Source organism: Cohnella sp. OV330 (assembly GCF_900112065.1).
GTDB lineage: Bacteria > Bacillota > Bacilli > Paenibacillales > Paenibacillaceae > Cohnella.
On record NZ_FOKE01000014.1, the window covers coordinates 103,760 to 126,891 of the forward strand.

Genomic DNA, 23,132 nt, shown 5'->3' on the forward strand with positions numbered 1-23,132 from the left:
GCCTCCAATCTGGTGCTTCGCCGCCGATCCGCTGGCGAGGCCGCCCCTCAGCCACAGAATGCTTGACAGACTGGACGGCCGCTCGCCGTTCGAATCGGTTTATTTGCGGTTGGCGTCGACGAAGCTCTGGATGGCGTCCGCCGCCTTCTGCGGCGTATTGCCCGCGAATAAGCCTTGAATTTCGTTGCGGACCTTGTCCTGCAGCTGGGCGATCGGATCGTAGGCGTACAGTTCGAGCTTGAAGCCCGTGGAGGCGTCCAGCGCCTGCATATAGGCTTGGGTGACCGGGTCGACCTTGCTCTCGTCCACCGTCATCTTCACCGGATAGACGCCGCCTTTGGTTTGCTCCAAGTAATATTGGAACGCATCCGCGGAAGTCAGGTACTTGATCAGCTTGACCGCGGCATCCAGCTTCGCGCCCTTAAGCTCCTTGGAGAGCGAGTAGCCGCCCGCCCCGCCGAACCAGACGCCCGCATTGTCCGGCGCGTCGGCGAAGCTCGGGAACGGAATGACGCCGATCTGGTCGGCGATCGGGGAAGCCGCCAGCTGGCTAATGCCCCACGAGCCTTCGTACAGCATCGCGCTCTTGCCGTTGATGAAATTAGAGGTGATGCTGTTGTTGTCCGTCGTCACGATGTTGTCGCCGAGCATCCCGGCGGCCTGCCAATCCTTCATCAACTGGAGGAGGGACACCATGTCCGCGTCGTTCCACTTGGCTTCGCCGGAGACGAGCGCGTCGGTCTTGGCTTGGCCGAATTTTTTGAGCGACAGATTGGTGAGCAGATGTCCGCCTCGGAAGTTTTCTTTGTCCGCGATCGCCATCGGCGCGATGCCGATCGCCTTGAACTTGGCCGAGACGGCGGCGAGATCGTCGATCGTGGCCGGAGGCGCCATGCCGATCTGTTGGAACAGCGCTTTATTGTAATAAATCGCGATGCTGTAAAATTCCGACGGAACGCCGTAAGTGCCGGCAAAATCCTTGTACTGCCACGTATCGAGCAGCGGCAGGAAACCGCTGGACCATGTCGCGTCCTCGTCCAAGTAAGGCTGCAGATCGAGCGCGCTGTTTTTGGCGTATTCCTTGAACGCTTCGCCGCCGTAGTTCGTCCACAGATCGGGAATCTGGCCGGTCGCCATGCTCGTCTTGAGCTTTTGGTTGAAGGCGTTCTCGTCGTTCATCGACTCGTCTTTGATCGCGATGTCGGGATTTTCCTGCTGGAACCGCTTAAGGAGCTCCGCGAACGCCACTGCCTTCGGGCTCGAGCCAGAGTCGCGCGTCAGAATCGTCAAGGATACCTTTTCGCCTTTGGCGGTCGCGGTCGCGCTCGCCCCGGCGGACGCGCCGCCCGCAGGCGACGCGTTCCCTCCGTTGTCGCCGCCATCCCCGCAAGCGCTCATCGCGCCGGTCAGGAGCACCGCGGATGCGGTCATGCCGAGCCATCTTTTTTTGTTTTTCACGTTCGACCACGCCTCCAAGTTAGCTCGTCTGTCGGACGGCCGCTTCGCCGCCGATAGGGCCATTATAAAGAGCGGCGGCCCTGCGGAGAATGGCGCATTTTTACCGCACCGGCGTTATTTTTACTTGAAGAGCCTCCGGCTTACGGACGCCGGACGCCGCCGTATTGCGAGGGCGGGATGCCATACTCTTTTTTGAAGCACTTGCTGAAATATTGCGGATCGGCGAAGCCGACCGCCTCCGAGACGTACGCCAGATTGCGGACGCCGTCCGCGAGCAGCTGCTCCGCCCGCCGCAAACGGCGCATCGTCAAATATTCGACGACCGAATACCCGGTGGCGGGCTTGAACAGACGGCTCAAGTAACTGGGGTGAACGGAGATGCGGGCCGCGATCCTGCCCAAGTCCAGCTCGGGGTCGGCGTAGGCGCTGTCGATGTAGGCGGCGGCCTCTTCGACCAGCAGCGCGGGAGACGTCTTGCGCGACGCGGCGGCGGCTTCCAGCACGAGCGACGTCCGATCGAGGAGCCAGCGCCGGATGCGCGCGGGCGTCGCCAGCTCCCGCACGAGCGTCTGCGGGAGCAGCGATTCGGGGAGCAGCTCGCCGGCAGCGAGGCCGCAGTCGGAGGCATGGATGCGAAGCGCCGCCGCGATCTCGACGACGAGCAGATGCAGCCTGGCGATCGGCGCGTCGGGCGCCGCGCATGATGCGAGCCAGCCGTCGATGGCAGCTCTCGCCGCATCGCCGCTGCCGAGCCTTAGCTGCACGAGGAGACTCTCCCGGACGGACGGCAGGTTGGCGCTGCCGCTGCGCGAAGCGACGTCGGGCCACGCGAATGACCGGCCTCCGCCGGCGAGGCTTCTGCAATCCAGCGCCGCGGCGGCCTCGGCGGCGGCCTCGGCCAGCTCGCGCCAGTCCGCGCGGATTCGGCTGATGCCGGCGGACGCTGCTTTGCCGGTATGCGCCAGGCAAGCGGCCAAGCCATCGTTCAACGCTTCCGTCAGCGCATGCCCCCCGTCGTTCGGCACGTTGGCCACGATATAGACCGTGCGCCCGTCCGGGCCGCATGCCCATTCGACTCCGGGCATGCGGGACAGACCGGCGCCGAGCAGCGCCTCGCGCCAGGCGTCGGCCCCTTCCCTGCCGGCCGGTTCCGGCATCCCCGCTCCCGCCGTACCCGCCGGTTCCTCGTCGCCATCATTGTCTAAAGCTACGACGACGACCGCGTAATTCCCATCGTCCAGCGCAGGCATATACAGCGACGCCTGTTCGCGCTCATGCGGCTCCAACCCCTGCAAACGCCTCATGATCCATTTTTCCCGCCTAAGGCTACGGCTCTCATCGGCCTGCCGGCGCTCCCGCTCCCTGCTCTCCCGATCGGCATCGGCCTCCAGAAGTTCCCCGGCCATTCGCCCAAGCAAGTCTTCGAACTCTCGCTTGTCGATCGGCTTCAGCAAATAATCGCGCGCGCCTGCCCGCAAGGCCGCCTTGGCGTACTCGAACGTGCCGTACCCGGTCAGGATGACGATCTTAAGCGTTGGATACCGGACCGAAGCGAGCTGCGCGAACGCCAAGCCGTCGAGCAGCGGCATGTTGATATCGACGATCGCCAGGTCGAACCGGGCCGATGCCAGCAGCGCAAGCGCATCCTCGCCGTTCTCCGCCTCGGCGGCGACCTCGAACCCGGCGGCCGCCCAGTCCACGCCTCGCTTGAGCCGCTCCCGCACCAAGTATTCGTCGTCTACGAGCAGTACCTGCCTCATGGTTCGTTCCCTCCCGGACGCTGCAGCGGCAGCGTAATGGTAACGGCGGTGCCCGTTCCCGGCTCGCTCTCGAGCTCGAGCCCGAACTCCGGTCCGAAGTATAGTTTGATGCGCTCGTGCGCGCTTTTCACGCCGAAGCTGGCGGACTGTTCATCGCCGGTCCTTAATAGCAGCGCCTTTGCCTTCTCCGGCGTCATGCCGGTACCGTCGTCGCGCACTTCTATCATCATTTTTCCATCCCGGATTTTCCCGAGGATGCGGATCATGCCTTTGCCGCGCTTGTTTTTCAAGCCGTGGTAAATCGAATTTTCGACGAGCGGCTGCAGCAGCAGCTTCAGCGTCCTGCATTCCAGCATGGCCGAATCGACGTCGATGGCGTAATCCAGCTTGTCCGCATAACGCACCTTTAAAATATCCAGGTACCGCTGTGTCAGCGCCAGCTCTTCGCCGAGCGTGATGATCGGGTTCCCCTTGCTGAGCACGCCGCGGTAAAATCCCGCTAGCTGTCCGACCAGATCGATGATATCCGCGTTGCGGCCGAGTTCCGCCAAGCCGCAAATGCTTTCCAGCGTATTGTATAAAAAATGCGGATTGATCTGCGCCTGGATGGCCGCGAGCTCAAACTCCTTGCGCCGCTTCTCTTCCTCGACGGAGCGCTCCATCAGCGATTTGGTTCGGCTGACCATCCGGTTGAATTCGACGGCCAGCTCTCCGATCTCGTCGCGGGAATAAAGATCGAGCGATACGTCGAGATCGCCCCGCTGCACGCGCTTGACCGTCTGCTTGATCACCTTGAGCGGGCGCATCGCAGACCGCGACAGCAGCGGCGTGGCGAGCATCGCCAGCAGCACGAACAGGAAGCCGAGCAAGGTGAACCGGGTCGTGAGCGCGCTCTTGTCCTTCGTGATCTCGCCGATCGGGACGATGCCCGCGATGCTCCAGCCCATCCGGGGATAAGGGCGGGACACGACCAGATACCGTTCGCCGTTCTGCACGAATGTTCGCCCCTCCCGCTCGCCGGCGAGCAGCGGATAATAGGGCTCGTCCCGCGCGGAGACGTTCAGATCGTTCGGGTCGGCGCTCGAGACGACATTGCCCGCCGCATCCACGATGAATACCCGGCCCGTATCCCCGAGCTTCACGCTCGCGTACTGTTGGCTGAGGTACCGCTCCTCCACCGACAGCTGGAGTACGCCGAGCTGAGCGCCCGACATTTGCGAGTTAAAACGCTGGAACAGCGACACGACTTTGACCTGGCGGTTGTCCCTGTAATAATTGCTGCTCTCCGTGCCCTGCCAGGCGATCCCGTAAGCCGATTCGGCGAACCGTTCGAAATAGGGGCGGCTGATGTCCCGGATGCCGTCTAGGCCTCCCGAGTCGTAAATCCGGTGACGATTGTCGTACAGCACGATCGCGCTCACGTACGTTTGCCCGTCCGCGATGCTGCCGAGCACGTTTTGTACCGCGATGTAGCGTTGGTAGTCGGAATACGAATCGCCGTCCTGCGAAGCGGCGATCAGCGTCTGCTGGATCGTCTGGTTCTGGATGGCGATGCGGGCGTCGTTTTGGGCGTTGTCGAACACGAGGTCGAGCCGCCCCGATACGAGATCCAGGCTCTGCCTGGTGCTGTCCACCGCCTTGTCGATGAAAATGGCGGACGAAATGCGGTAGTTGCTGACGGCCAACGCGATGATGATCAGCGAGAGCGCCGCCGCAAAATAAAGCGTGATTCGTTGATGGATGGACATACGGCCCTGATGAGCCGCCGAGCGCTGCTGCTGCAACATCTTGCCCCCTTTCTCCATGCCGATATCGGACAGCCGCCTTTTTATACCACCTTCAGCAACCGCTTACATTTATTGCGCCGATACGACTAGGCAAACGTCGCTTGTCCGTCCTTCATCGGCGAAAATCGGAATGTTATAAAGATAGCCGTTCGAACCGGCGCTTGCCAAGAGGCAATTTGCTTCTGCGGCGATTTTGCCATACGCTTCGCGCCGCCTCGGGCATCGGGGCAGGCATGCTCCCAAAGAAAATAAAAAAATGCCGCAGCCGGGCCGCGACATCGTTCATTGCATCCCTGGTCGGATGCCTCGCTCATCGCCTTGACGAGCGGGCGCCGTACGACATATCCCTCCCCGTTCAGACGAGACGGCCGCCGCGTATCGCCATCCGGTCCCTCGGCCGGTCGTAGATCAAGTCCTGCACGCTCTCCGCGCGGATCAACGCAAAGTCGGCGGGCGCCCCCGGCCGGATGCGCCGGTCATCGACCCCGAGCGCTGCCGCCGCCCGATCCGTGCACATCCCGAGCAGCCGGTCCGCGTCCGTCTCGGTCCCCATGTAGGACGTCTGCGCGAGCAGCAGCGCGACGTCGAGCGGGTCGCCCGTGCCGAACGGCGTGAAGGCGTTGCGCAGATTGTTCGTCCCGAAGCAGACGTTGACGCCGGCATCGAGGAGCAGTCCGACCGGCGCGATGCCGCGACGGACGGCATGCGTATCGCCGCGTCCGTTCAGGTACAAGTCCGTCGCGGGGAGCGCGAAGACGTGAATGCCGGCCTCGGCCATGCGTTCCCCGATGCGGCGCGCCCGGTCCGGCGGAACGGATCCAAGCGAGGTCAGATGACCGACGCAGACGCGTCCTTCGAGTCCGTATTCCCGCGTACGCGCGATCACGTCCTCGATGGCCAGCTGCGTCGGATCGTCGGAAAAATCCAGGTGCAGGTCGACGGGCAGTCCGGCATCGGCGGCGAGCCTAAAGACGAAGTCCAGATGCTCGCCGGAGTCCCGGTCGTTGTAGGGAATGCCGCCCACCGCATCGGCGCCGAGCCGTATTGCTTCCCGCAGCAAGCGCGCCGTGCCCGGTTGATTGAAGATGCCCTCCTGGGGAAAGGCGACGAGCTGGAGCGTCATGCGGCCTGCGAATTCGGCCTTTAAAGCGAGCGCCGACGCGAGACTGAGCAGGCCGAGCACCGGATCGATCTCGACCTGCGCGCGCAGTAGCGACACGCCGAACGCGAACGACCGATCCAGCGCGCGGCGCGAACGCGCGGTCACGTCCTCCGCCGTATAGCCGGGCTTGAGCGCGGCCGTCATCGCGATTGCTTCGCCGAGGTTCGCCGCTGGCCGTTCGAGCCGCTCCGATAGAAACGCTTTGTCCAGGTGAATATGCGTCTCCACGAGACCGGGCGTCACGACATAACCGTTGGCGTCAAGCACGCGGGAATTCCCCGCGGCCGTTTCATTCGATCCCGCATCAATTGAATCCGCATCATCCGAATCCGCTTCATCCGCTCCCGCATCCGAATCCGTCCGCTTTGCGGCCGGCACGATCCGTTCAATCAAACCGTCCCGAACGTAAATGTCGATCTTCTCTCTGCGGAACGGATCGTACGCGCCGGCGATCATCCCGCATGGCTCTCGGTCCATGGCTATGCCCCCCTTTCGCCTTTTCCGCATGGAATCCCGAACACCCGCCCCCACTGCTCGGCCAGCTTCGGCTGCGGAATGCCCGTCAGCGCCAGTGCCCGCCATGCGGTCGTCGCCACCGAATCGAGGATCGGCTTGCCATACGTCCGTTCGAGCTTCCCTGCCAATCGCGCGCCGTCCATATTCGTACAGACGACGGCGACCGCGTCCGTCTCCGGCGAGGCCGCCGCGCTGCGGATCATCTCCTCGACCGCCTCCGGCGAGACGCAGGCGAATTGCTCGTTGATCCGAAGGCCGCAGCCGAGCTTGACCTGGCAGGTCAATCCTGCGCGCGCGTAATTCGCTGCGATCGCTTCGTTGACGTCCGCCGTGTACGGCGTGACGATTCCGATTCGGCGGACGCCGAGCGCCTCGTAGGCGTCTGCCAACGCCAGCGCGGACGTCGTCGCCGGCACGCCCGTCTCCGCGGCGATCATCGCGCACAGCTCGCGGTCGTAGTCGAGCCCGAGCCAGCTGCCGGCCGTGCCGTTCCACACGATGACGTCGACGAGCGCGTCGGCGAGCATCGTTGCGGCCGCGAGCATCGGCGCTGCGGCGAACTGCGTGCCCGCGTCTTCGCTTAGCGCGATCTGCGTGACCCGAAGCCGGGAATAATGGACGGTCACGCCCGTCACGCCCGAGAGGATAGCAGACGTGACCGGCTCCAGCACCGTATTGGAGGAAGGCGTCAGCATGCCGATCCGCTTGCCGCGGGGGGCCAGGGCGACAGCGGAAGCAATCCCGCCGGGCCTCATGCTTCCAGCGGATCGTAAAGCGTCAGATCCGCCATAATGCCGCAGCCGGGCACCCACAGCTCCCGGTTGATCTCGACCGCCGTCATGGCCGGCTTGTGACCGTCCGCGAACGCCTCCGCCCAAGCTTCCATCGCGCCCGCGTAAAGGCTCAGGTCCGTAAAATACAGCGTTGCTTTCACGACCTGCTTCAGATCGACCCCTGCCGCGTCCGCGATCCGTCTTGCCTTCAGCAGAATGTAACGCATCTGCAGCTTGCCGGGGATGCCGAAGTGCGGCAGCCCCGGAGGCGGCGACGCCTCGGCCGCGAGCCCGACGCCAGGATCGGTCGCCATCAGGCCGCTGAAAAATATGAGATCGTCCGCGCGCACCGCCGCCGGCTCCTTGCTCTTCGGCGCCCAGCCGCCGACGACGGGCCGCTTCAGATGCGCGGCGTCCGGCATGAGCAGATCGAGTCCGATCTCGACGCGGCAGCCCTTCGCGCCGATCTCGACGTTCGGCACCAGAATGCGCGCCGGCGCCTTGGACGGATCCGGGAACCACTTGGCCCACGCGTCCTCGAATGCCGAATAATCGCCCGGATCGGCCAGATAGACGTATGCTTTGACAGCGAGCGCCAGGCTCGTGCCCGCTTCCTCCGCCACGCGGCTCAGCCGGTCGAGAATATAGTCCGTCTGCCGCGCGCAAGGCTCGTCGCCCCAGAACAGTCCGCTCGTGCGCGCTTCGGGCGCCAAGCCGACAAGCCCGCCGCCGTCGTACGCCTCCGAGCCCCAGTTGCCTTTCCAGTCCGAAGCCAGGTCGCCGGACAGAAACACCCAGTTCCCCATCCGAACGCCCTCCGCAAATCCTGCCGCAGGCTTGGGCAAGCCCGGCGCGGACACCTTTTCAGGCAGGTCCCCGTCCAGCCTCGCCGTAAAGTCAGCTTCGACCTTGGCGCCGGCCACGAGCGTGCCGCGAACGCCGATGCCGGTGCTAGGCGGGCTCAGCTTGGTGAAATACCGATTTTTCTCCTGCACGTAACGTTTGTTGTTAACCGTCAGGTCGAGCGTCCGGTAGTGAGGCGACGCCATGCCGGCGACGTACCATTGATTAACCCGCACGACCTGTTCGGGCTTGGCGCCCGCCGCTTCCACGATCGCGCCGACGCGGCCGTACAGCACGGCCGCCTGTTTGGCCATCGCGTTTTGATAGTACGGGAACGCTTCCGGCACGACCGCCTCCGGCGCGAGCCCCGTCACCAGATCGGAGGCCGATTGCCCGGATACGAACAGCCAGTCTCCGGCCCGGACGGCCGGACTGTACGGGATGGTCGGGCGAGGCATGCCCGCCGGCCATATTTCTTGAATTTGATGCGGCACGCTGGTCCGCCTCCTCGTTTTGAATTCTTCTTATCGTCGCTCGGACGGATGCGGATCTCGGCGCCAAAGCGAGCGCATCCGTCCTTCTCGGCCGTCAGGACAATGAAGCCAAAAAGGCCATGAGCGACGCGAGCAAGCGCCCGGGCGCCAGCTTGTGCACTTCGTGGCCGACATACGCGAGCCGCTCCGTGCGGATGTCGGGGTTCATCGCCCGCAGCTCTTCCTCCGCCTCCTCGGATATGAACGGCGCGAGACCCGCGGACAGCAGCAAGGCGGGCAGCCGCAGCATGCGGTAATAAGCATGGAACGGTTCCGCGTTCATCGCCGCATAAGACTGCTCGATCGCCGCCTCCGCGCATGACTGCAACTCCAGCGCCTTGCGTTCGTAATCGAAGCCGGGCGCCGTATAGTAAGCCTTGAAATCGTCGTACCGACCTTCGTCGATCGCTCTTTTCGGTTCGAGAAAACGCGCTAGCGGCAGCGGAAACGGCGAACGACCCGGCCCCGAGAGCGGCGGATCGACGAGCACGACACCGCCCGCCATCGCCGGGTACGTCGCCGCGAACGCCGCCGCGATCCGTGCGCCCATCGAATGCCCGACGAGCACGGGTCGCTCCGCGAAGCCGCTCAAGCTGTTGCAGACGATCAACAGATCCTCCATGTAATCTGCCATCCGATAGCCCGAATCAGGCTTGAACGATCGGCCCCTGCCTCGCAGATCGAGTGCCATCGGACAAAGATGGCCCGGCAATTGCCGCATGAACGGCTCGAAGGCGGATGCATTCTCGGTTATACCGTGCAGGAACAGAACAGGCCGCCCCTGCGGATTGCCGCGCTGCAGCAGGCGCAGCCGGACGTCGCCCGGCCCGCTGAGCACGATTGAATGAGCGTCGTCCGTTCCGGCAGTCAATATCGGCAGCGTCATAGGCGGCTCTCCTTTAGATTCGTTCCTGTACGACGGACAGCCCTTGCGTTTCCAAGTAATCGAGATACCGCTTCGCGAGCCACTTGTTCAGCTGCGGCAGCGTGCGCTCAAGCGCCGCGTACCGGCCTCGCCTCGACAGCTTCGAGTAGAGCCCCTTCTGCAGCGAGGCGTTGGCCGCCAGATCCTGGGCGTTGATCTCCTGGATGCTCTCGTTCGCCTGCTCGTAGCGCTCTGCGAAGTCGGGCAGCGCGACCGTTTCCGGCGGATACAGCAGACCGGACCGGAACAGAATTTTCCCCGGACCGTTCGGCAAAATGACGTTCCAGAACACTTGGTCGGGCATCAGGCCGAGCGTCAGCATCGGCGGCACCGTCGCGATCGTCATGCGCTGGCGCTGCTCCGCGGTGAGACCTTCGATCGGCGGGAAGTTCGCGGTCATGTCCGGAGAGAACCCTGCGTCCATATGCGTGAAGCCCGTCGGATGCATGATCTGGCCGTCGCCTTCCTCGTAATCGACGAAGCCCGCGAGCTGGCTTGGCGCGAAGTCGTGCGGACCTTTGTGGAGGTAATTGGTGTGGTAGGGCTCGATCGAAGATTCGATCATGATCTTCCAATTCCAATCGCCTTCGATGTCGACGAACGGCATCGCCGTCAGCTCGTTCAGGCGATAGTTTTCCATCTCTTCGTCGAGCTTGGCGAGCGTAGGCGCGAGCGGCGGCGCATCCTGGTCGTAGTGGGCGAAAATAAAGCCGTTCCAAATCTCGACTTTGAGCGGCGGCAGGCTATGGTCGTGGCGGAGGATGTCGAACGGTTCGATGCGAATCATCTCCGGCGCGGAGATCAGCTCGCCGTCCATGCCGTAGGTCCACCAGTGCAGGGGACAGCGGAAGTTTTTGCAGTTGCCGGCGCCTTCCGCGACGAGGTGCCCGCGATGCTGGCAGACTGCGGAGATGACATGGATGCTCATATCCTTGGCGCGCGTCACGATGATCGGGTCGTCGTTTAGTTGCAGCGTATAGTAATCGCCCGGATTGGGCACTTGCTCCTGACGGCCCACGCATAGCCAGCTCCGTCCGAATACCGCTTCCTTTTCGAACGCGAAGAAGGAATCGCTCGTATAGCATTCGGCGGGCATGGACCGGGCTTCCTTGGTCTCCAGCAGCGAGGGGCCGAGCTGGGACAGCACTTCAAGGACGTCGTTCGTAACTTTGTAAGCCATATTCGCTTCCTCCTCGATTAACGGAACGTGGAATAGCGTTGATCGGCGATCCTTATGCGGGAACGAACGGCTCGCGCAGCTCGAACAGACGCTCCGCCGCGGATTGCGCGGACAGGCGGATCTCTTCGGCATCCGCCGTCTGAAGGTTGCGGCCGAGCACGAGCGGCTTGCCGTCGACGAACACATGATTCACGTCCGCGCCCGAAGCCGAGTACACCAAATTGCTGACCGCGTTGTCGTATTTCCCCCGAATGATCGGCGTCAGGTGATGCTTGCGGAAATCGACGGCGATCAGGTCCGCCTTCTTGCCGATCTCGAGCGAGCCGATCTCGCCGTCCAGCCCAAGGGCCCGGGCGCCGTCGATCGTCGCCATCCGCAGCGCGGTCTCGGCTTTGATGACCGTCGCGTCGAGCAGCCGAGCCTTCTGAAGCAGCGGCACGAACTTCAGCTCCTCAAGCATGTCGAGATTGTTGTTCTCCTTTACGCCGTCGGTCCCGATGCCGACCGTAATGCCGAGATCGAGCAGCTCCTTGATCGGCGCGATGCCGGAGGCGAGCTTCAGATTGCTGACCGGACAGTGCGCTACCGCCGTCCCGGTGCGCGCGAGCAGCTCCCGCTCCGAATCCTGCAGCCAAACGCAGTGCGCGAGCACGGTCCGGGGCCCAAGGATGCCGCGGTCGTAGAACAGCTCGACGGGCCAACGCCCCGTCTGCGCATGCAGCCGCCTCGCCATCTCGATCGATTCCTCGCCGTGGGTGTGGATGCCGGTATCGTACTTTTCGGCATAGGCGGCGGCTTTGCGGTATGCGTCCTCGGTGCAGTAGGTCAAGTGCTCGAGCGCGAACCACACCTGGATCCTGCCGTTCGCCGTCTTGTTGCGATCCAGCACGAGCTGCACGTTTTTGTCGAGCGACTCGAAGTAGTCCATGCCCGGCTTATCGACGACATAGGGCGCGAGCGTGGCGCGCAAGCCCAGCGACTCGGCCGCATCCGCGCATTTGTGCATATACCGGTACATGTCCATCACGCAGGTCGTGCCGGAAAGGAGCGCCTCAGTATAGCTGAGCCGCGCCGCGGCGAACGCGATATCCTCGGTCAACGCGCGATGCTTCGGATCGACGTATTTGGTCAGCCATTCGAACACCGGCAGATCCTCCGCCGTCCCCCGGATCAAGCCCGAGTGAAGGTGCAAATTGACGAGGCCCGGCAGCAGGACGTGACCTGTCGCATCCAATTGTTCGACGCCGGCGTATTTAGCCTCCAGCGCATCCGACGGCCCGATATCCGCGATTCGCCCCTTCTCGATCAGCAGCGCGCCGTCGTGAATCACTTCGTCTACCGGGTTCACCGTCAGGATCGTGGCGTTCGTAATCAGCAAGATGTCGTTCAACGCATCCATCTCCCATCGTGTCGTTAATGAATCGTATATCCGCCGTCCGCCAGCATCGCGCTTCCCGTTACGAACGACGCGAGCGGGCTGCCGAGGAAAAGGATGCAGCTCGCGATCTCCTCCGGACGCCCGAGCCTGCCGAGCGGATGCATCCCGATCAGGTCGTCGATCGTGCCCTGCGGTCCGCGCTTGCCTTCGAATTGCCTGCGCAGCAGCGGCGTATCGACCGCGCCCGGGCAGATGCAGTTGACCCGCACGCCGTCCGCCGCCGTCTCCAAGGCCAGGCTGCGCGTGAAGTTGACGACCGCCGCCTTTGAAGCGGTATACGCCGTGAAGCTCCCGGCGCCGACGAAGGCGAGCTGGGAAGCGGTGTTGACGATGCAGCCCCGCGAAATCTTAAGCTTCGGCAACGCCGCTTTGCAGCATAGGAACACGCTTTTCAGATTGACGCCCATCAGCCGGTCCCAGGCCGCTTCGGTCGTCTCTTCCAGGCCGGCTACCAGCTCGATCCCCGCGTTATTGACCAAGACGTCGAGGCCGTCCCAGTGTCGCCATAGACGCTCGAACGCGTCCGTTACGGCATCCGAATCGGACAGGTCGACCGGCAGCTCCAGAACGCCGTCAGCCAGACGCTCTTCTTTGAACGCGATATCGAAGACGGCCGTCTCCGCGCCCGCTTCCCTGAAAGCCGCCGCGGTTGCCGCGCCGATGCCGCTCGCGCCGCCGGCGATCAGTACCCTTTTGCCCGTCAAATCCAGCATGGCTCCGTCCCCCTTGTCCCCAAAATGATCTTTTGCCAAGGCGCCCTTCCCGGACGACCTGCCGTATAATGCATGACAAGCGCCGAAGCGTCCCAGATGAGGCCGCTTAACGTCACGTGCGGCAGCGCCGCATTGGAGCGTCCGTGCATGACGCCGTCCGCGCAAATATCCCCGGATGACGACGCGCCCGTTCCGTCTTCGCTCACTCGCTTGCTCGCGAGCAAGGACGCCAGCGCCTTCACTGCATCCTCCCGTCCGCAGCCGGAACGCACGAGCGAGGCGAGCGTCTCCTGCGCCTTTGCGAGCCGAAGCTCGCGGTCGGAACGGATCGCTTCTGGGAGCGAGGCCTGTTCGGCCGACTTAAGCCCCAGCGCCTGATTGCTCCGCGCGGCCCACCCTTGCGCCGAGTCGTCATGCCAGGCCGTCTCCATGCCTTCATGCTCGAACACGAGCAGCTTGCCGCCGCGGTCCGCGATGACATGACTGCCGCCGACCGTCGGCTCGGCCGTCTCGCGGTACCGCTCCAGCATAAGCGCAAGCGCCTCCTCCGCGGTGCCGCAGCGCGCCAACGCTTCCGCTTGCGCGCTCCCGCGCAGGTCGTTCAGCCAGAAGCTCTCCGCGGGGCGGCCGTCCGGCGCCGGAATCTCGCAGCCGAAGTAGCTGCTGATGAGCATGACGCCACGCTCGTTCATGCCCGCGTTGACGCCCTTCTGCGGCTGGATGCCGTAGGCCAACGAGGCATAGCCGCCTTCGGCGCCCGCGATGCCGTGCCAGTAACCTACCGGTGGCGAATCCGAATTTTTGAATCCCAGCACCGCCGCATTTCCGTCCGGGCCTCTGCACACGATCGCCCCGATTGTGCACATCCGATAAGTCCCCTTCCCTGGCGACCGCCTTCAGAAGTTCGGATAGCTCCGATTCGCGCGCATCCGGCCGTAGTCGATTTTTGTCCTGAGCGACGCTTCGTTTAGCAGCCGATTCGATGCCGCCTGGGCCATCCTCGCCAGCTTCTCTTCATCCACGCCGACGAGACGTCCTTCCGCGACGACGACTTTGCCGCCGACGATCGTCGTATCGACGGTCTGCGACAAGCCCGCCAATACCGGCAGCGTCGCGTCATTGTGGAGCGCGCCGGCGAAGGCGAGCTGCCGCGAATCGATCATGAACAAATCGGCCGCCTTGCCGATCTCTAGCGATCCGATGTCGTCGGCCCAACCGAGCACCTTCGCCGAACCCATCGTCGCGACCCGCAGGCAATCTTCGGCGCCGATGTCCGTCGTGCCGTGCATCAGGTTGTGCAGCAAATGCGCGGCGCGCACTTCGCCCAGCATGTTCGAGCCGTCGTTGGACGCCGAGCCGTCCACGCCCAGACCGACCTTTACGCCGGCCTGCAGCATCTTGACGATCGGCATGACGCCGGAGCCCATTTTCATATTGCTGCAAGGACAGTGCGCGACGCCGCAGCCGTGATGGGCGAGCCGTCCGATCTCTCCGTCGTCGAAATAAATGCCGTGCGCGTACCAGACGTCCGGACCGACCCAGCCGTTCGCTTCCATGAATTCGAGCGGCCGCATGCCCAGCCTTTCCCGGCAATACGCATCCTCGTCCTTCGTCTCGGCCAGATGCGTATGCATCCGCACGCCGTAGCTGCGGGCGAGACTCGCCGATTCGCGGAGCAGGTCCGCGGTGATCGAAAAAGGCGAGCAAGGCGCTACGCCTACGCGCACCATCGCGAAGCGGCTCGGATCGTGATACGTCTCGATGAGTCGGCGCGAATCGCGTAGAATCGTCTCCTCGGTCTGGCACACCTCGTCCGGCGGCAAGCCGCCTTCGGAGCGCCCGAGCGACATCGAACCGCGCGTCGGGAAAAACCGGATGCCGAGCTCGCCGGCCGCCCGGATCTCTTCGTCGATCAGCTCGCCGGAGACGCCGTTCGGAAAGCAATAAAAATGATCCGCAGCCGTCGTGCAGCCGCTTTTGAGCAGCTCGCCCAGCCCGACTTTGGCGCTGAGATAAATATCCTCGGGACGCAGGCAGCGCCAGATGTCGTATAACGTGATCAACCAGTCGAACAGCTCGGTCTTTTGAACGAACGGGATGTTCCGCGTGAGGTTCTGATAAAGGTGATGATGCGTATTGATGAGGCCCGGGTAAACGATTTTCCCCGTCGCGTCGATGACCGTATCCGCCGCCTGGTAAGGAATGTCGTTTCCGATCGCCACGATCTGCTGGTCGACCGCGTAAAGGCTCCCGCCCGGGTAGACATTGCGGTCCTTGTCCATCGTTATGATATTTCTCGCGTTTTTGATAAGGAGCGTTCGCAAGGTCCGTCACCTGTCCTCTCCGCCTCGTTGGATTCATTCTAGCGGCGAATTCGTTGACCGGACAATCGAAAAAACGAACGTTTGTCATATTTTATAACGCGATCGCTCGTTTTTAGTTGATCTGCATGATTGGCGCCAGAATCGAGGTGATATTTTCTCACACGCATCTTGAAGGTCGTTCGAGACGACGTCGTGGAAGCGGTGCTGAAAGTCGGGACGGACATTACCGCGCGGCAGGAAAGCGAGATTGCGAGGCTTGCGATGGAGCTCCGGCGGCTGGCGGCGTACTTGCGGAGCCGAGCGGCTTGACGCAGCGGTGCGCGACGGCTCGCGCCTGATCGAGCAGGCGCTGCAGGAATTCGCGGGCATCGGCGAAACCGCGCAAGATTTGGATGCGAAGGCACGCAGCCTGAACGATTGCATGTGAAAAAGACCGCTTTGCGCGTTTGCGCGAAGCGGTCTTTCGTTATATGCGCCCGATTCGTGCGCGAGCCTTGGACTAGATCGGCCTGTCGTTTACGAAAATCTTAGACGCAAATTTGCCGCTTACTGGCCGCCGCCGAACCAGCGAGGCACCGCGCCAAGCAGTCTGCCGAGCGGCTCGGCGGCATATTCGTTCAAGGGCGCCTCGAAGTGATCGCTGTCCGAGGTCCAATGGACCTTGCCCGACATGACAGCCGGCAGTCCGAGCCATGCCTCGGACCGGGACAGGCGCTCCCACGCTTGTGCCGAGCCGGGATCCCGGCTTCGGTGGACGAGAATGCGGCTCGCATGGAGTTGCGAGAGCATTTGGGGATCGATCGCTTTTGACCATGCGATCTCCTGCATCCGAATCCCCCCGGGCTCGGCGAAGCCCAGATCGTCGTACAACAACGTTGCCGCCCGTCGTCCGCATACTTCCACGCCGCGTCCGCCGACCGCGAGGACGAGCAAGGTATCCCTGCCGACGATTTTCGTTAAGCGGTCGCGTGCCGCGGCGACGGCGCGATCGTATCGCGCGAGCCACTGCTCCGCTTCCCCGTCGCGATCCAAAAACGCCGCCACGCGCCGAAGATGGCTGCGCCAATCCTCTTCCCAATCCAGAAAAAGGGTCGGCGCGATTTCCTTCAGTTTATCTTGCTCGATCTGCGGAATAAACGATCCGACCCCGACGATTTTGTCCGGCTGCGACTGCAGCAGCACGTTCCGATTGAATTCGTATTGATGGCTTAGCGGCGCCCTCACTTCGAAGTCGTACCGGTACCGGTAATAATCCGTCCAATATTGATCCGTCGGCGCGGCATAAGGGATCGTCCTGAGCGCCAGCAGCTGGCCGACGTTTACCCAGCTGTAGGCGGCGATTCGCCGCTTCTGATTGCGCTGGTAGACGGCCGGCGCGATGCCCGTCTGTTTTTTGAACAAGCTGCTGAAGTAGCTCTCGCTCGTATAGCCGATCCGCTCGGCGATCTCGCCGAGCGATGGACCGTCGCGCTCGTTCAGCAGCCGCTTCGCGTCTCGCAGCCGAAGCTCCGTCCGGTATTCAACGACGCCTTTGCCGTATCGTTCCTTGAACAGCCGCATGAAGTGGAAGCGGCTGAGCCCCGCGACTCCGGCCAGCGCATCGATCGTGATATCGCCCGTATACCGAAGCTCGAGCTCCATTCGGGCTGCCTCCAACGCCCTCTCGGCTTGCTGCTCCCGGCAGCTCAGCGCCAAACTCAGCAGCTCCAGTAGCGCGGCTTCGCAGCGGATTCGATCCGACGCCAATCCCGTTTTCCACCCGGCGCTTATCGTGCCGAAGAGCCGGCCGGCATCCGAGGCGGAGGGCAGCTGCGCGAACGGCGGAAACGGCAGCTTCATCGGAGCCGAGGCGTCGTCTTGATGCGCCGCATCCGAGTCAGGGGGAAAGAAAGCATAAAATTCGAGCAGCAGCAGCTCGGTCGATAGTCCGGAATAGTTCGTCAGCTCGATCAAGCATCCCGGCTTACAAACGAAGAGCGACCCGGGGCGCAGCACATGGGACCGGCCATCGATGACCAGCCGTCCGCCGTGGGCGTTGGACAACAGCAGCGCGGGCGACTTCGTCTCGAAGAATCGCCTCTCCGTCGGCTCGCTTTGCGGCTCTTCGCGGATCGCGACGACGTCGAGCAGCCGATAACACAGCAGACCTGCAGCCTTGGGCTGCAGGTCGGTTACCTCGTTACGCATGGACACTCTTCAGCACGTCATCCATTATCAAGCCGCTCGCGATCGAATTCTGATTAAACCAATAACCCGAATCCGCCTCGAATACTTGTCCGGCCTTGACTGCCTTCAGCGACTTCCAGAGCGGATTGTCTGAAGGCGGCGCGGCGCGTCCGGGGCCGGAGATGACGAAAATATAATCGACGTCAGCAAGCTCGGCCAGCTTTTCGATCGAATACGTCTCGTAATTGCCGGTCACCACGGCCGGCTGCTTGAAGCCAAGCGCCTGATAAAGCGTGACGCCACCGTAGAAGTTCGGTCCGAACAGCTTAAAGCCCTTCTCGTCGACGCCTTGGAGGAGGACGGCGGTCTTGTCCTTCGGCAGGTCGCCGAGCCGCGCCTTCGCGTCCGCCAGCTTGTCGTCGTATTGTTTCAATGCAGCAGAGGCGGCATCTTCGTCGTTCATAAGCTTGCCTAGCTTCTCCAGATTGCCCCGCCAGTCCGCGTCGTTGTCCGACAGCACGAACGTTGGCGCTATTTGCGCGAACTGCTCGTAGCTGCCTTCCGGCACGTATACGGGCGACAGGAAGATGATCAGGTCGGGGTTGTAAGAGAGCGCCTCTTCAGGCTTCAAACCGCCGTCCATTTTAAGCGCGGGAACGCCTGCGAGCTTGTCCTGCAAATATTGCTGGGGGACGCCGCCTGCGCTCCACTGCGCGACCGGCTTGATGCCGAGGGCGCTGAGCGGATCCTCCAAAAATGGAGCGATGATGCGCCGAGGATGCGCCGGCACCTTCACTTCATGGCCGGCGGCGTCGGTGAGCACGCGGTAATCCCCTGCATCATTGGCTTCTGCGGTTGCGGACGATGCCGACGATGCCGATGCGCCGGACGCAGCCGTTGCGGATGCGGTCTCAGATGCGGTACTTTCGGCGTTCGAGTTGCCGCATGCGGCAAGTACGGAGATAAGAACGACAAACGAAACGAATTGCGCAAACCGGATGAATCTGTTCATGTTCGAGGACCCCTATACAATTGATATTGATTATCATTCTTACGTTAGTATAATGGCTATCCGCCCGGTTGTGAATCGCCTATTGTGCTGTCTTTTCGTTCAGGCCCGCATAATGACTATAGGACAGGGACATTATTTTCGACGTTTGCATAAAAAAACGTCCATGACCCTTGCGGTCATGGACGCCAACGGCGACCGGCTTATTTTAATAGCGCTCCAATATCTTCGTCGTCTTGAGACCGTCTTGCGGCAAAAACCAGCCTTCCGAGATCAGCTTGTTCTTGAGCGAATCTCTCCTTGCGGACGCTGTCGCGTAATCGTCTTCCTTGAAGGAAGCTTCGACGAGATAATCGTAGCCGGTTCCCGACGCCTTCTTGATTTCCCAAACCTCGATGTACAGCTCCTCGCCGCCCCATTCGCCGATCGATCGCTTGGCGCCGACAGGACCGTAAATATGGGCGTCGTGGAGAATGTCCTCGGCCCAGTCCCCGGACTGCCAATTATCCAGTTTGCCCGGAATGAGATCCACCGCCAGCTCTCTCGAATCTCCCTTGCCGGGCAGTTCCATGCCATCATAGCCGTCAAGCTCCGCATCCTTCTTGTTGCTGAAGCTGAGCGTCTGCGACGAGTAGCCCCAATCGATCTGCGCTTCAAAGTCGTCCTCGTCCGCGTCGAAGCCGTCCGCCGCAGCCGCATTTAACGCCGCCTGAACGTTGCCTCCGGCGATCGGATAACGCATTTTATACGTCACCTCGAACGCCTCGTCGCTATCCGACTCCTTTTTCCGGATCCGAACGTCCCAGCCCTCGGCGTTCAAGGCCAGATCGTCGCCGTCCAAGTACTCGATGTTCATTTTTTCGACCGAGGACGGCATGTCGAAAGCGTTCAGTATCGCGCTCTTCAGCTTGTGGTCCGAGCCCAGCACGACGGCCGGATCCAGATACCATTTCACCTCGTAGTTCGGCGTCGCGACGCCCGCGGCATGAGCCGCCTGTCCGCCGGACCACCCGGATAACAGCGTACCTGCGCCCAGCATGGCGCTTGCCAAGAGCAGCGAACTTCTTTTCATTAATGAATCCCTCCTTCGAGTACCGTTCCGTACAGCGTCCGCCCGTAAACAGGCGATTCTATCGGCTCGGCTAGCTACAACTGTATCAAGCGATTATTCGCCGCGCATTCGTATGTTATCAACGCCGCATCAAGCCATTTTCGGCATATTCTTGCTTTCCATCGAATGTATCTATAAGGCTTAATGCTAAAAACAAGCGTAAATAAAAAACGCCTCGCGGGCGGGATAGAATCCCTCACGCGAGACGTTGGCCGCCGGCAATCAGCGCGACGATTGAGTTTATGAGTTGGCCGCTTCGGCCTTGGCGTTGCCCTCGGACTTGAGCACCTCGTGGTGCGGCTTCACTTTCCGAATGAAGAATGCCAGCACCAGTGCGGCGATCGTGATCCAAGTGGCGACGACGAACGCATGCTGGATGCCGTACAGCGTGGCTTCCTTGCCGATATCGATCAATTGCGGATTCGTCTTGTCGCTTGGATCGATTCCGGCGGCGTTCTTGAGCGCCTCGCCTTCGTCGGCCGCCCTGTTCGTCATGATCGTAACGAGCAACGCGGTACCGAGCGCGCCGGCGACGTTACGCAGCGTCTGCGACATGGCCGATCCGTGCGAGTTGAGCGTCTGGGGCAGTTGATTCATGCCCGCCGTCTGGATCGGCATCATGAGCAGCGACATGCCGAACATCCGCGCGGAGTAGATCAGAATAATATGCATATAAGTGGAGTCCAGTGCGATCCGGCTCAGCTCCCACGTCGTAAAAGCCGTGATAATGAGACCGATGACGGCCAGCCAGCGCGCGCCGATCTTGTCGAAGATCATGCCCGTGATCGGAGACATGATGCCCATCAGAATGGCGCCCGGCAAAAGCAGGAGGCCGGATTCGAGCGGCGTGAAGCCGCGAATGTTCTGCAGATAGATCGGCATAAGCACCATCGCGGAGAACATGGCCATCGTAATAATGACGTTGATGACCGTCGTCAGCGAGTACATGTCGAACTTGAACACGCGGAATTCGAGCAGCGGTTTCTTCGCGGTCAGCTCTCGCCAGACGAACAGCACGAGCGCGACTGCGCCGACGATCAAGCTGACGACGACTCTCGTGCTGTCCCAGCCGTCGTTGCCGGCGTCGCTGAAGCCGTACAGGATGCCGCCGAAGCCGAGCGTGGAGAGCACGACGCCAAGCACATCCAATTTCGGCTTGGAGATTGGCGTGACGTTTTTCATCGATAAGGCGCCGTAGATTAACGAAAAAATGGCCAGTGGGAGTACGATATAGAACAGGACTCGCCAGGAATAGTGCTCGACGACCCAGCCGGAAAGCGTCGGACCGACGGCCGGCGCGAAAATCATGGCCAGACCCATCATGCCCATCGCCTTGCCGCGCTGTTCGATCGGGAAGATCGTCAGGAACACGACGGACATGAGCGGCATCATGATGCCCGCGCCGACGGCCTGGATCAAACGGCCGGTCAACAGCGTGCCGAAGTCCGGCGCGACCGCGGCCACGACGGTACCGACCGAGAACAGTCCCATGGCGACCATATACAATTGTCGGGTCGTGAACTTTGAAATCAAATAAGCGGTAACCGGAATGACGACGCCGTTAACGAGCATGTAGCCCGTTACGAGCCATTGAATCGTATTGGACCCGATATTGAGGTCGGCCATCATTTTCGGCAGCGCGACGTTCAGCAGCGTCTGGCTCAGCAGCGCGACGAAGGCGCCGATGAGGAGCGACGCGACGATCGGACCTTTTCTCAGGGTGGATGTTATGGCATTACTCATCTTTATTTTCCTCTCTCGCTTTGTGTAATATTTGCACGATGCGCCCATGTATGCGCAGCAGGTCGTTCAGATCTTCCTCGCCGAGCTCATTAAGCGGCGCCAGCATCATTTTACGCCGCTCGTCGATCTTTACCCACAATCCCTCGCCTTCAGGCGTCAATCTCAGCGAGATGGAACGACGATCGTTTTCCGGACGCTCTCTCGTGACGAGCTTCGCCTTGACCATCCGCTCTACGATACCGCTTGCCGTGCTTGGACCGACGAACAGGCATTCGGCCAACTCCGACAGGCTCATCTGCGGCCTTTCCCTCAGCGTCTTTAATACGAGCAGTTGGATCGGCGTGACGCCCAGATGATGGCCTGCACGCTGCATCGAATGGTAAAACGACTGGTTGACTTCCCTAAAGGACGTGAACAATTCCGAAATCAACGATTGATCTCGCATCTCCCTCCCCCTTTTCCGAAATAATTAGGATTAGTCCCTAGAACCTTTTCCTTGCAAATAATTGTTCAACAAATAATTCGCATACGAAGTATATTAGTACAGCTGGCTTAACCGGTCAAACCTTATTTTTGCCCAAAAACAAAGAAAATCCGCAGCAAGCTGCCCTGAGGGCGGCTGCTGCGGCCGGATGATCACGGTATTCCGCTGTGACGCTTTATTGCTCTTCGCCAGTCGGCTGTTCCTCCGCCAGCCCCGCGAATAGCGCATGGACGAATTGCTCGGCGTCGAACTGCTGCAGATCGTCCATCTTTTCGCCGAGTCCGACGAACTTGACCGGCAGCGACATCTCGCGCCGGATGGCGATGACGATGCCGCCCTTGGCCGTGCCGTCGAGCTTGGTCAGCACGAGGCCGGAGACGCCGCTTTTCTCGCCGAACAGCTTCGCTTGCTGGAGCGCGTTCTGTCCCGTTGCCGCGTCCAGTACGAGCAGCGTCTCGTGCGGCGCGCTCGGGATCTCGCGCTGGATGACGCGATAGATTTTGGACAGCTCCTCCATCAGGTTCGCTTTGTTCTGCAGGCGTCCGGCCGTATCGCAGAGCAGGACGTCGACGCCGCGCTGCTTGGCAGCCTGAACGGCATCGTACATGACCGCCGCAGGGTCGGAGCCGGCTTGCTGGCTGATCACCTCGACGCCGACGCGCTCGCCCCAGACTTGCAGCTGCTCGATCGCGCCGGCGCGGAACGTATCGCCCGCGGCCAGCAGCACTGTCTTGCCCTCCTGCTTGAACCGGTGGGCAAGCTTGCCGATCGTCGTCGTTTTTCCGACGCCGTTGACGCCGACGAACAAAATGACGGTGATGCCGTTCGGATTCATCTTAAGCTGGGCCGATTCGCCGCTATCCGTCAATAAACCGACCAGCTTTTCGGATAAAATAGGCTGAAGCTCCGACGGCTGCTCGATACGGCGTTTTTTCACCTCGTCGCGCAGGTCCTCGATCAACTCCATGACCGTGTTGACGCCAACGTCGGCGCCGATCAGGATCTCCTCGAGCTCCTCGAAAAACGCCTCGTCGATTTTTTTGCGCCTTGTGAAAAGGTCGGTCACCTGTCCGACGAAGGCGTCGCGCGTTTTCGCGAGGCCATCCTTGAACTTGTTCGTTACCGCCTCCGTCTTCGAGGCGATACTTTCCTTCAGTCGTTTAAAAAAACTCATCCTTCGTTCCTCCTGCCGGTCAGCCCGCCGATC

The 23,132-nt window shown here is 61.8% G+C and carries 19 protein-coding genes; 1 reads left to right on the plus strand and 18 read right to left on the minus strand.

Annotation, left to right across the window (positions count from 1 at the left end; genetic code table 11):
• Positions 1–99: 99 nt before the first annotated feature.
• The 12 genes from BM235_RS27370 to BM235_RS27425 form a co-directional block, all read right to left on the minus strand.
• Entirely contained in the window at positions 100–1,458 is a 1,359-nt protein-coding gene (locus BM235_RS27370; protein WP_255374630.1) for an extracellular solute-binding protein, read from the minus strand.
• A gap of 140 nt (positions 1,459–1,598) precedes the next feature.
• Positions 1,599–3,218 (minus strand): response regulator, encoded by a 1,620-nt coding sequence (locus BM235_RS27375; RefSeq protein ID WP_090117436.1) that lies wholly within the window; start codon positions 3,216–3,218, stop codon positions 1,599–1,601.
• Positions 3,215–5,005, minus strand: coding sequence for a sensor histidine kinase (locus BM235_RS27380; RefSeq protein ID WP_255374631.1), 1,791 nt, complete (start codon positions 5,003–5,005; stop codon positions 3,215–3,217). The genes BM235_RS27375 and BM235_RS27380 overlap by 4 nt, the downstream gene beginning before the upstream one ends.
• A 355-nt stretch (positions 5,006–5,360) precedes the next feature.
• On the minus strand, positions 5,361–6,644 hold the full coding sequence (locus BM235_RS27385) for an amidohydrolase family protein (protein ID WP_158543811.1): 1,284 nt from the start codon (positions 6,642–6,644) through the stop codon (positions 5,361–5,363).
• A 2-nt stretch (positions 6,645–6,646) separates the two neighbouring features.
• On the minus strand, positions 6,647–7,438 hold the full coding sequence (locus BM235_RS27390) for a maleate cis-trans isomerase family protein (protein ID WP_090117438.1): 792 nt from the start codon (positions 7,436–7,438) through the stop codon (positions 6,647–6,649).
• Positions 7,435–8,793 (minus strand): RidA family protein, encoded by a 1,359-nt coding sequence (locus BM235_RS27395; protein ID WP_090117439.1) that lies wholly within the window; start codon positions 8,791–8,793, stop codon positions 7,435–7,437. The genes BM235_RS27390 and BM235_RS27395 overlap by 4 nt, the downstream gene beginning before the upstream one ends.
• Before the next feature lie 94 nt (positions 8,794–8,887).
• On the minus strand, positions 8,888–9,718 hold the full coding sequence (locus tag BM235_RS27400) for an alpha/beta fold hydrolase (RefSeq protein WP_090117440.1): 831 nt from the start codon (positions 9,716–9,718) through the stop codon (positions 8,888–8,890).
• 13 nt (positions 9,719–9,731) lie between these two features.
• Positions 9,732–10,937, minus strand: a complete 1,206-nt coding sequence (locus BM235_RS27405) for an aromatic ring-hydroxylating oxygenase subunit alpha (protein WP_158543810.1) — start codon at positions 10,935–10,937, stop codon at positions 9,732–9,734.
• Positions 10,938–10,989: 52 nt separating this feature from the next.
• Positions 10,990–12,327 carry an amidohydrolase family protein gene (locus tag BM235_RS27410; RefSeq protein ID WP_199408940.1) on the minus strand — a complete coding sequence of 446 codons (1,338 nt, stop codon included), beginning with the start codon at positions 12,325–12,327 and terminating at the stop codon, positions 10,990–10,992.
• A 23-nt stretch (positions 12,328–12,350) separates the two neighbouring features.
• Positions 12,351–13,088: an SDR family NAD(P)-dependent oxidoreductase gene (locus BM235_RS27415; RefSeq protein ID WP_090117443.1), complete on the minus strand. Its 738-nt coding sequence runs from the start codon at positions 13,086–13,088 to the stop codon at positions 12,351–12,353.
• Positions 13,076–13,954, minus strand: a complete 879-nt coding sequence (locus BM235_RS27420; RefSeq protein ID WP_090117444.1) for a C45 family peptidase — start codon at positions 13,952–13,954, stop codon at positions 13,076–13,078. Before BM235_RS27420 ends, BM235_RS27415 begins: the two co-directional genes overlap by 13 nt.
• A 30-nt stretch (positions 13,955–13,984) precedes the next feature.
• The gene (locus tag BM235_RS27425; protein WP_090117445.1) at positions 13,985–15,412 is read right to left on the minus strand and encodes an 8-oxoguanine deaminase; all 1,428 of its coding nucleotides are present in this window, start codon (positions 15,410–15,412) and stop codon (positions 13,985–13,987) included.
• A 256-nt stretch (positions 15,413–15,668) separates the two neighbouring features.
• On the opposite strand from BM235_RS27425, the gene BM235_RS32240 reads away from it, so the two are divergent.
• Positions 15,669–15,839, plus strand: coding sequence for a hypothetical protein (locus BM235_RS32240; protein WP_158543809.1), 171 nt, complete (start codon positions 15,669–15,671; stop codon positions 15,837–15,839).
• 119 nt (positions 15,840–15,958) lie between these two features.
• On the opposite strand, the gene BM235_RS27430 is transcribed toward BM235_RS32240, so the two are convergent.
• The 6 genes from BM235_RS27430 to ftsY form a co-directional block, all read right to left on the minus strand.
• Complete coding sequence (locus BM235_RS27430) at positions 15,959–17,599, minus strand: helix-turn-helix domain-containing protein (protein ID WP_090117446.1); 1,641 nt, start codon at positions 17,597–17,599, stop codon at positions 15,959–15,961.
• Positions 17,592–18,590, minus strand: a complete 999-nt coding sequence (locus tag BM235_RS27435) for an ABC transporter substrate-binding protein (RefSeq protein ID WP_090117447.1) — start codon at positions 18,588–18,590, stop codon at positions 17,592–17,594. Before BM235_RS27435 ends, BM235_RS27430 begins: the two co-directional genes overlap by 8 nt.
• Before the next feature lie 205 nt (positions 18,591–18,795).
• Complete coding sequence (locus tag BM235_RS27440; RefSeq protein ID WP_090117448.1) at positions 18,796–19,659, minus strand: hypothetical protein; 864 nt, start codon at positions 19,657–19,659, stop codon at positions 18,796–18,798.
• A gap of 279 nt (positions 19,660–19,938) precedes the next feature.
• Positions 19,939–21,441, minus strand: coding sequence for a DHA2 family efflux MFS transporter permease subunit (locus BM235_RS27445; RefSeq protein ID WP_090117449.1), 1,503 nt, complete (start codon positions 21,439–21,441; stop codon positions 19,939–19,941).
• The gene (locus BM235_RS27450) at positions 21,434–21,886 is read right to left on the minus strand and encodes a MarR family winged helix-turn-helix transcriptional regulator (RefSeq protein ID WP_090117450.1); all 453 of its coding nucleotides are present in this window, start codon (positions 21,884–21,886) and stop codon (positions 21,434–21,436) included. Before BM235_RS27450 ends, BM235_RS27445 begins: the two co-directional genes overlap by 8 nt.
• Positions 21,887–22,100: 214 nt before the next feature.
• The gene (ftsY, locus tag BM235_RS27455) at positions 22,101–23,099 is read right to left on the minus strand and encodes a signal recognition particle-docking protein FtsY (protein WP_090117451.1); all 999 of its coding nucleotides are present in this window, start codon (positions 23,097–23,099) and stop codon (positions 22,101–22,103) included.
• Positions 23,100–23,132 lie beyond the last annotated feature (33 nt).

Bases quoted from the DNA above. Each gene is read 5' to 3' on its own strand.
- BM235_RS27445 (WP_090117449.1), bottom strand. From the start codon at position 21,441: ATGAGTAATGCCATAACATCCACCCTGAGAAAAGGTCCGATCGTCGCG.
- BM235_RS27430 (WP_090117446.1), bottom strand. From the start codon at position 17,599: ATGCGTAACGAGGTAACCGACCTGCAGCCCAAGGCTGCAGGTCTGCTG.
- BM235_RS27405 (WP_158543810.1), bottom strand. From the start codon at position 10,937: ATGGCTTACAAAGTTACGAACGACGTCCTTGAAGTGCTGTCCCAGCTC.
- BM235_RS27385 (WP_158543811.1), bottom strand. From the start codon at position 6,644: ATGGACCGAGAGCCATGCGGGATGATCGCCGGCGCGTACGATCCGTTC.
- BM235_RS27450 (WP_090117450.1), bottom strand. From the start codon at position 21,886: ATGCGAGATCAATCGTTGATTTCGGAATTGTTCACGTCCTTTAGGGAA.
- BM235_RS27380 (WP_255374631.1), bottom strand. From the start codon at position 5,005: ATGTTGCAGCAGCAGCGCTCGGCGGCTCATCAGGGCCGTATGTCCATC.
- BM235_RS27415 (WP_090117443.1), bottom strand. From the start codon at position 13,088: ATGCTGGATTTGACGGGCAAAAGGGTACTGATCGCCGGCGGCGCGAGC.
- BM235_RS27390 (WP_090117438.1), bottom strand. From the start codon at position 7,438: ATGAGGCCCGGCGGGATTGCTTCCGCTGTCGCCCTGGCCCCCCGCGGC.
- BM235_RS27420 (WP_090117444.1), bottom strand. From the start codon at position 13,954: ATGTGCACAATCGGGGCGATCGTGTGCAGAGGCCCGGACGGAAATGCG.
- BM235_RS27435 (WP_090117447.1), bottom strand. From the start codon at position 18,590: ATGAACAGATTCATCCGGTTTGCGCAATTCGTTTCGTTTGTCGTTCTT.
- BM235_RS27400 (WP_090117440.1), bottom strand. From the start codon at position 9,718: ATGACGCTGCCGATATTGACTGCCGGAACGGACGACGCTCATTCAATC.
- BM235_RS27440 (WP_090117448.1), bottom strand. From the start codon at position 19,659: ATGAAAAGAAGTTCGCTGCTCTTGGCAAGCGCCATGCTGGGCGCAGGT.
- ftsY (WP_090117451.1), bottom strand. From the start codon at position 23,099: ATGAGTTTTTTTAAACGACTGAAGGAAAGTATCGCCTCGAAGACGGAG.
- BM235_RS27375 (WP_090117436.1), bottom strand. From the start codon at position 3,218: ATGAGGCAGGTACTGCTCGTAGACGACGAATACTTGGTGCGGGAGCGG.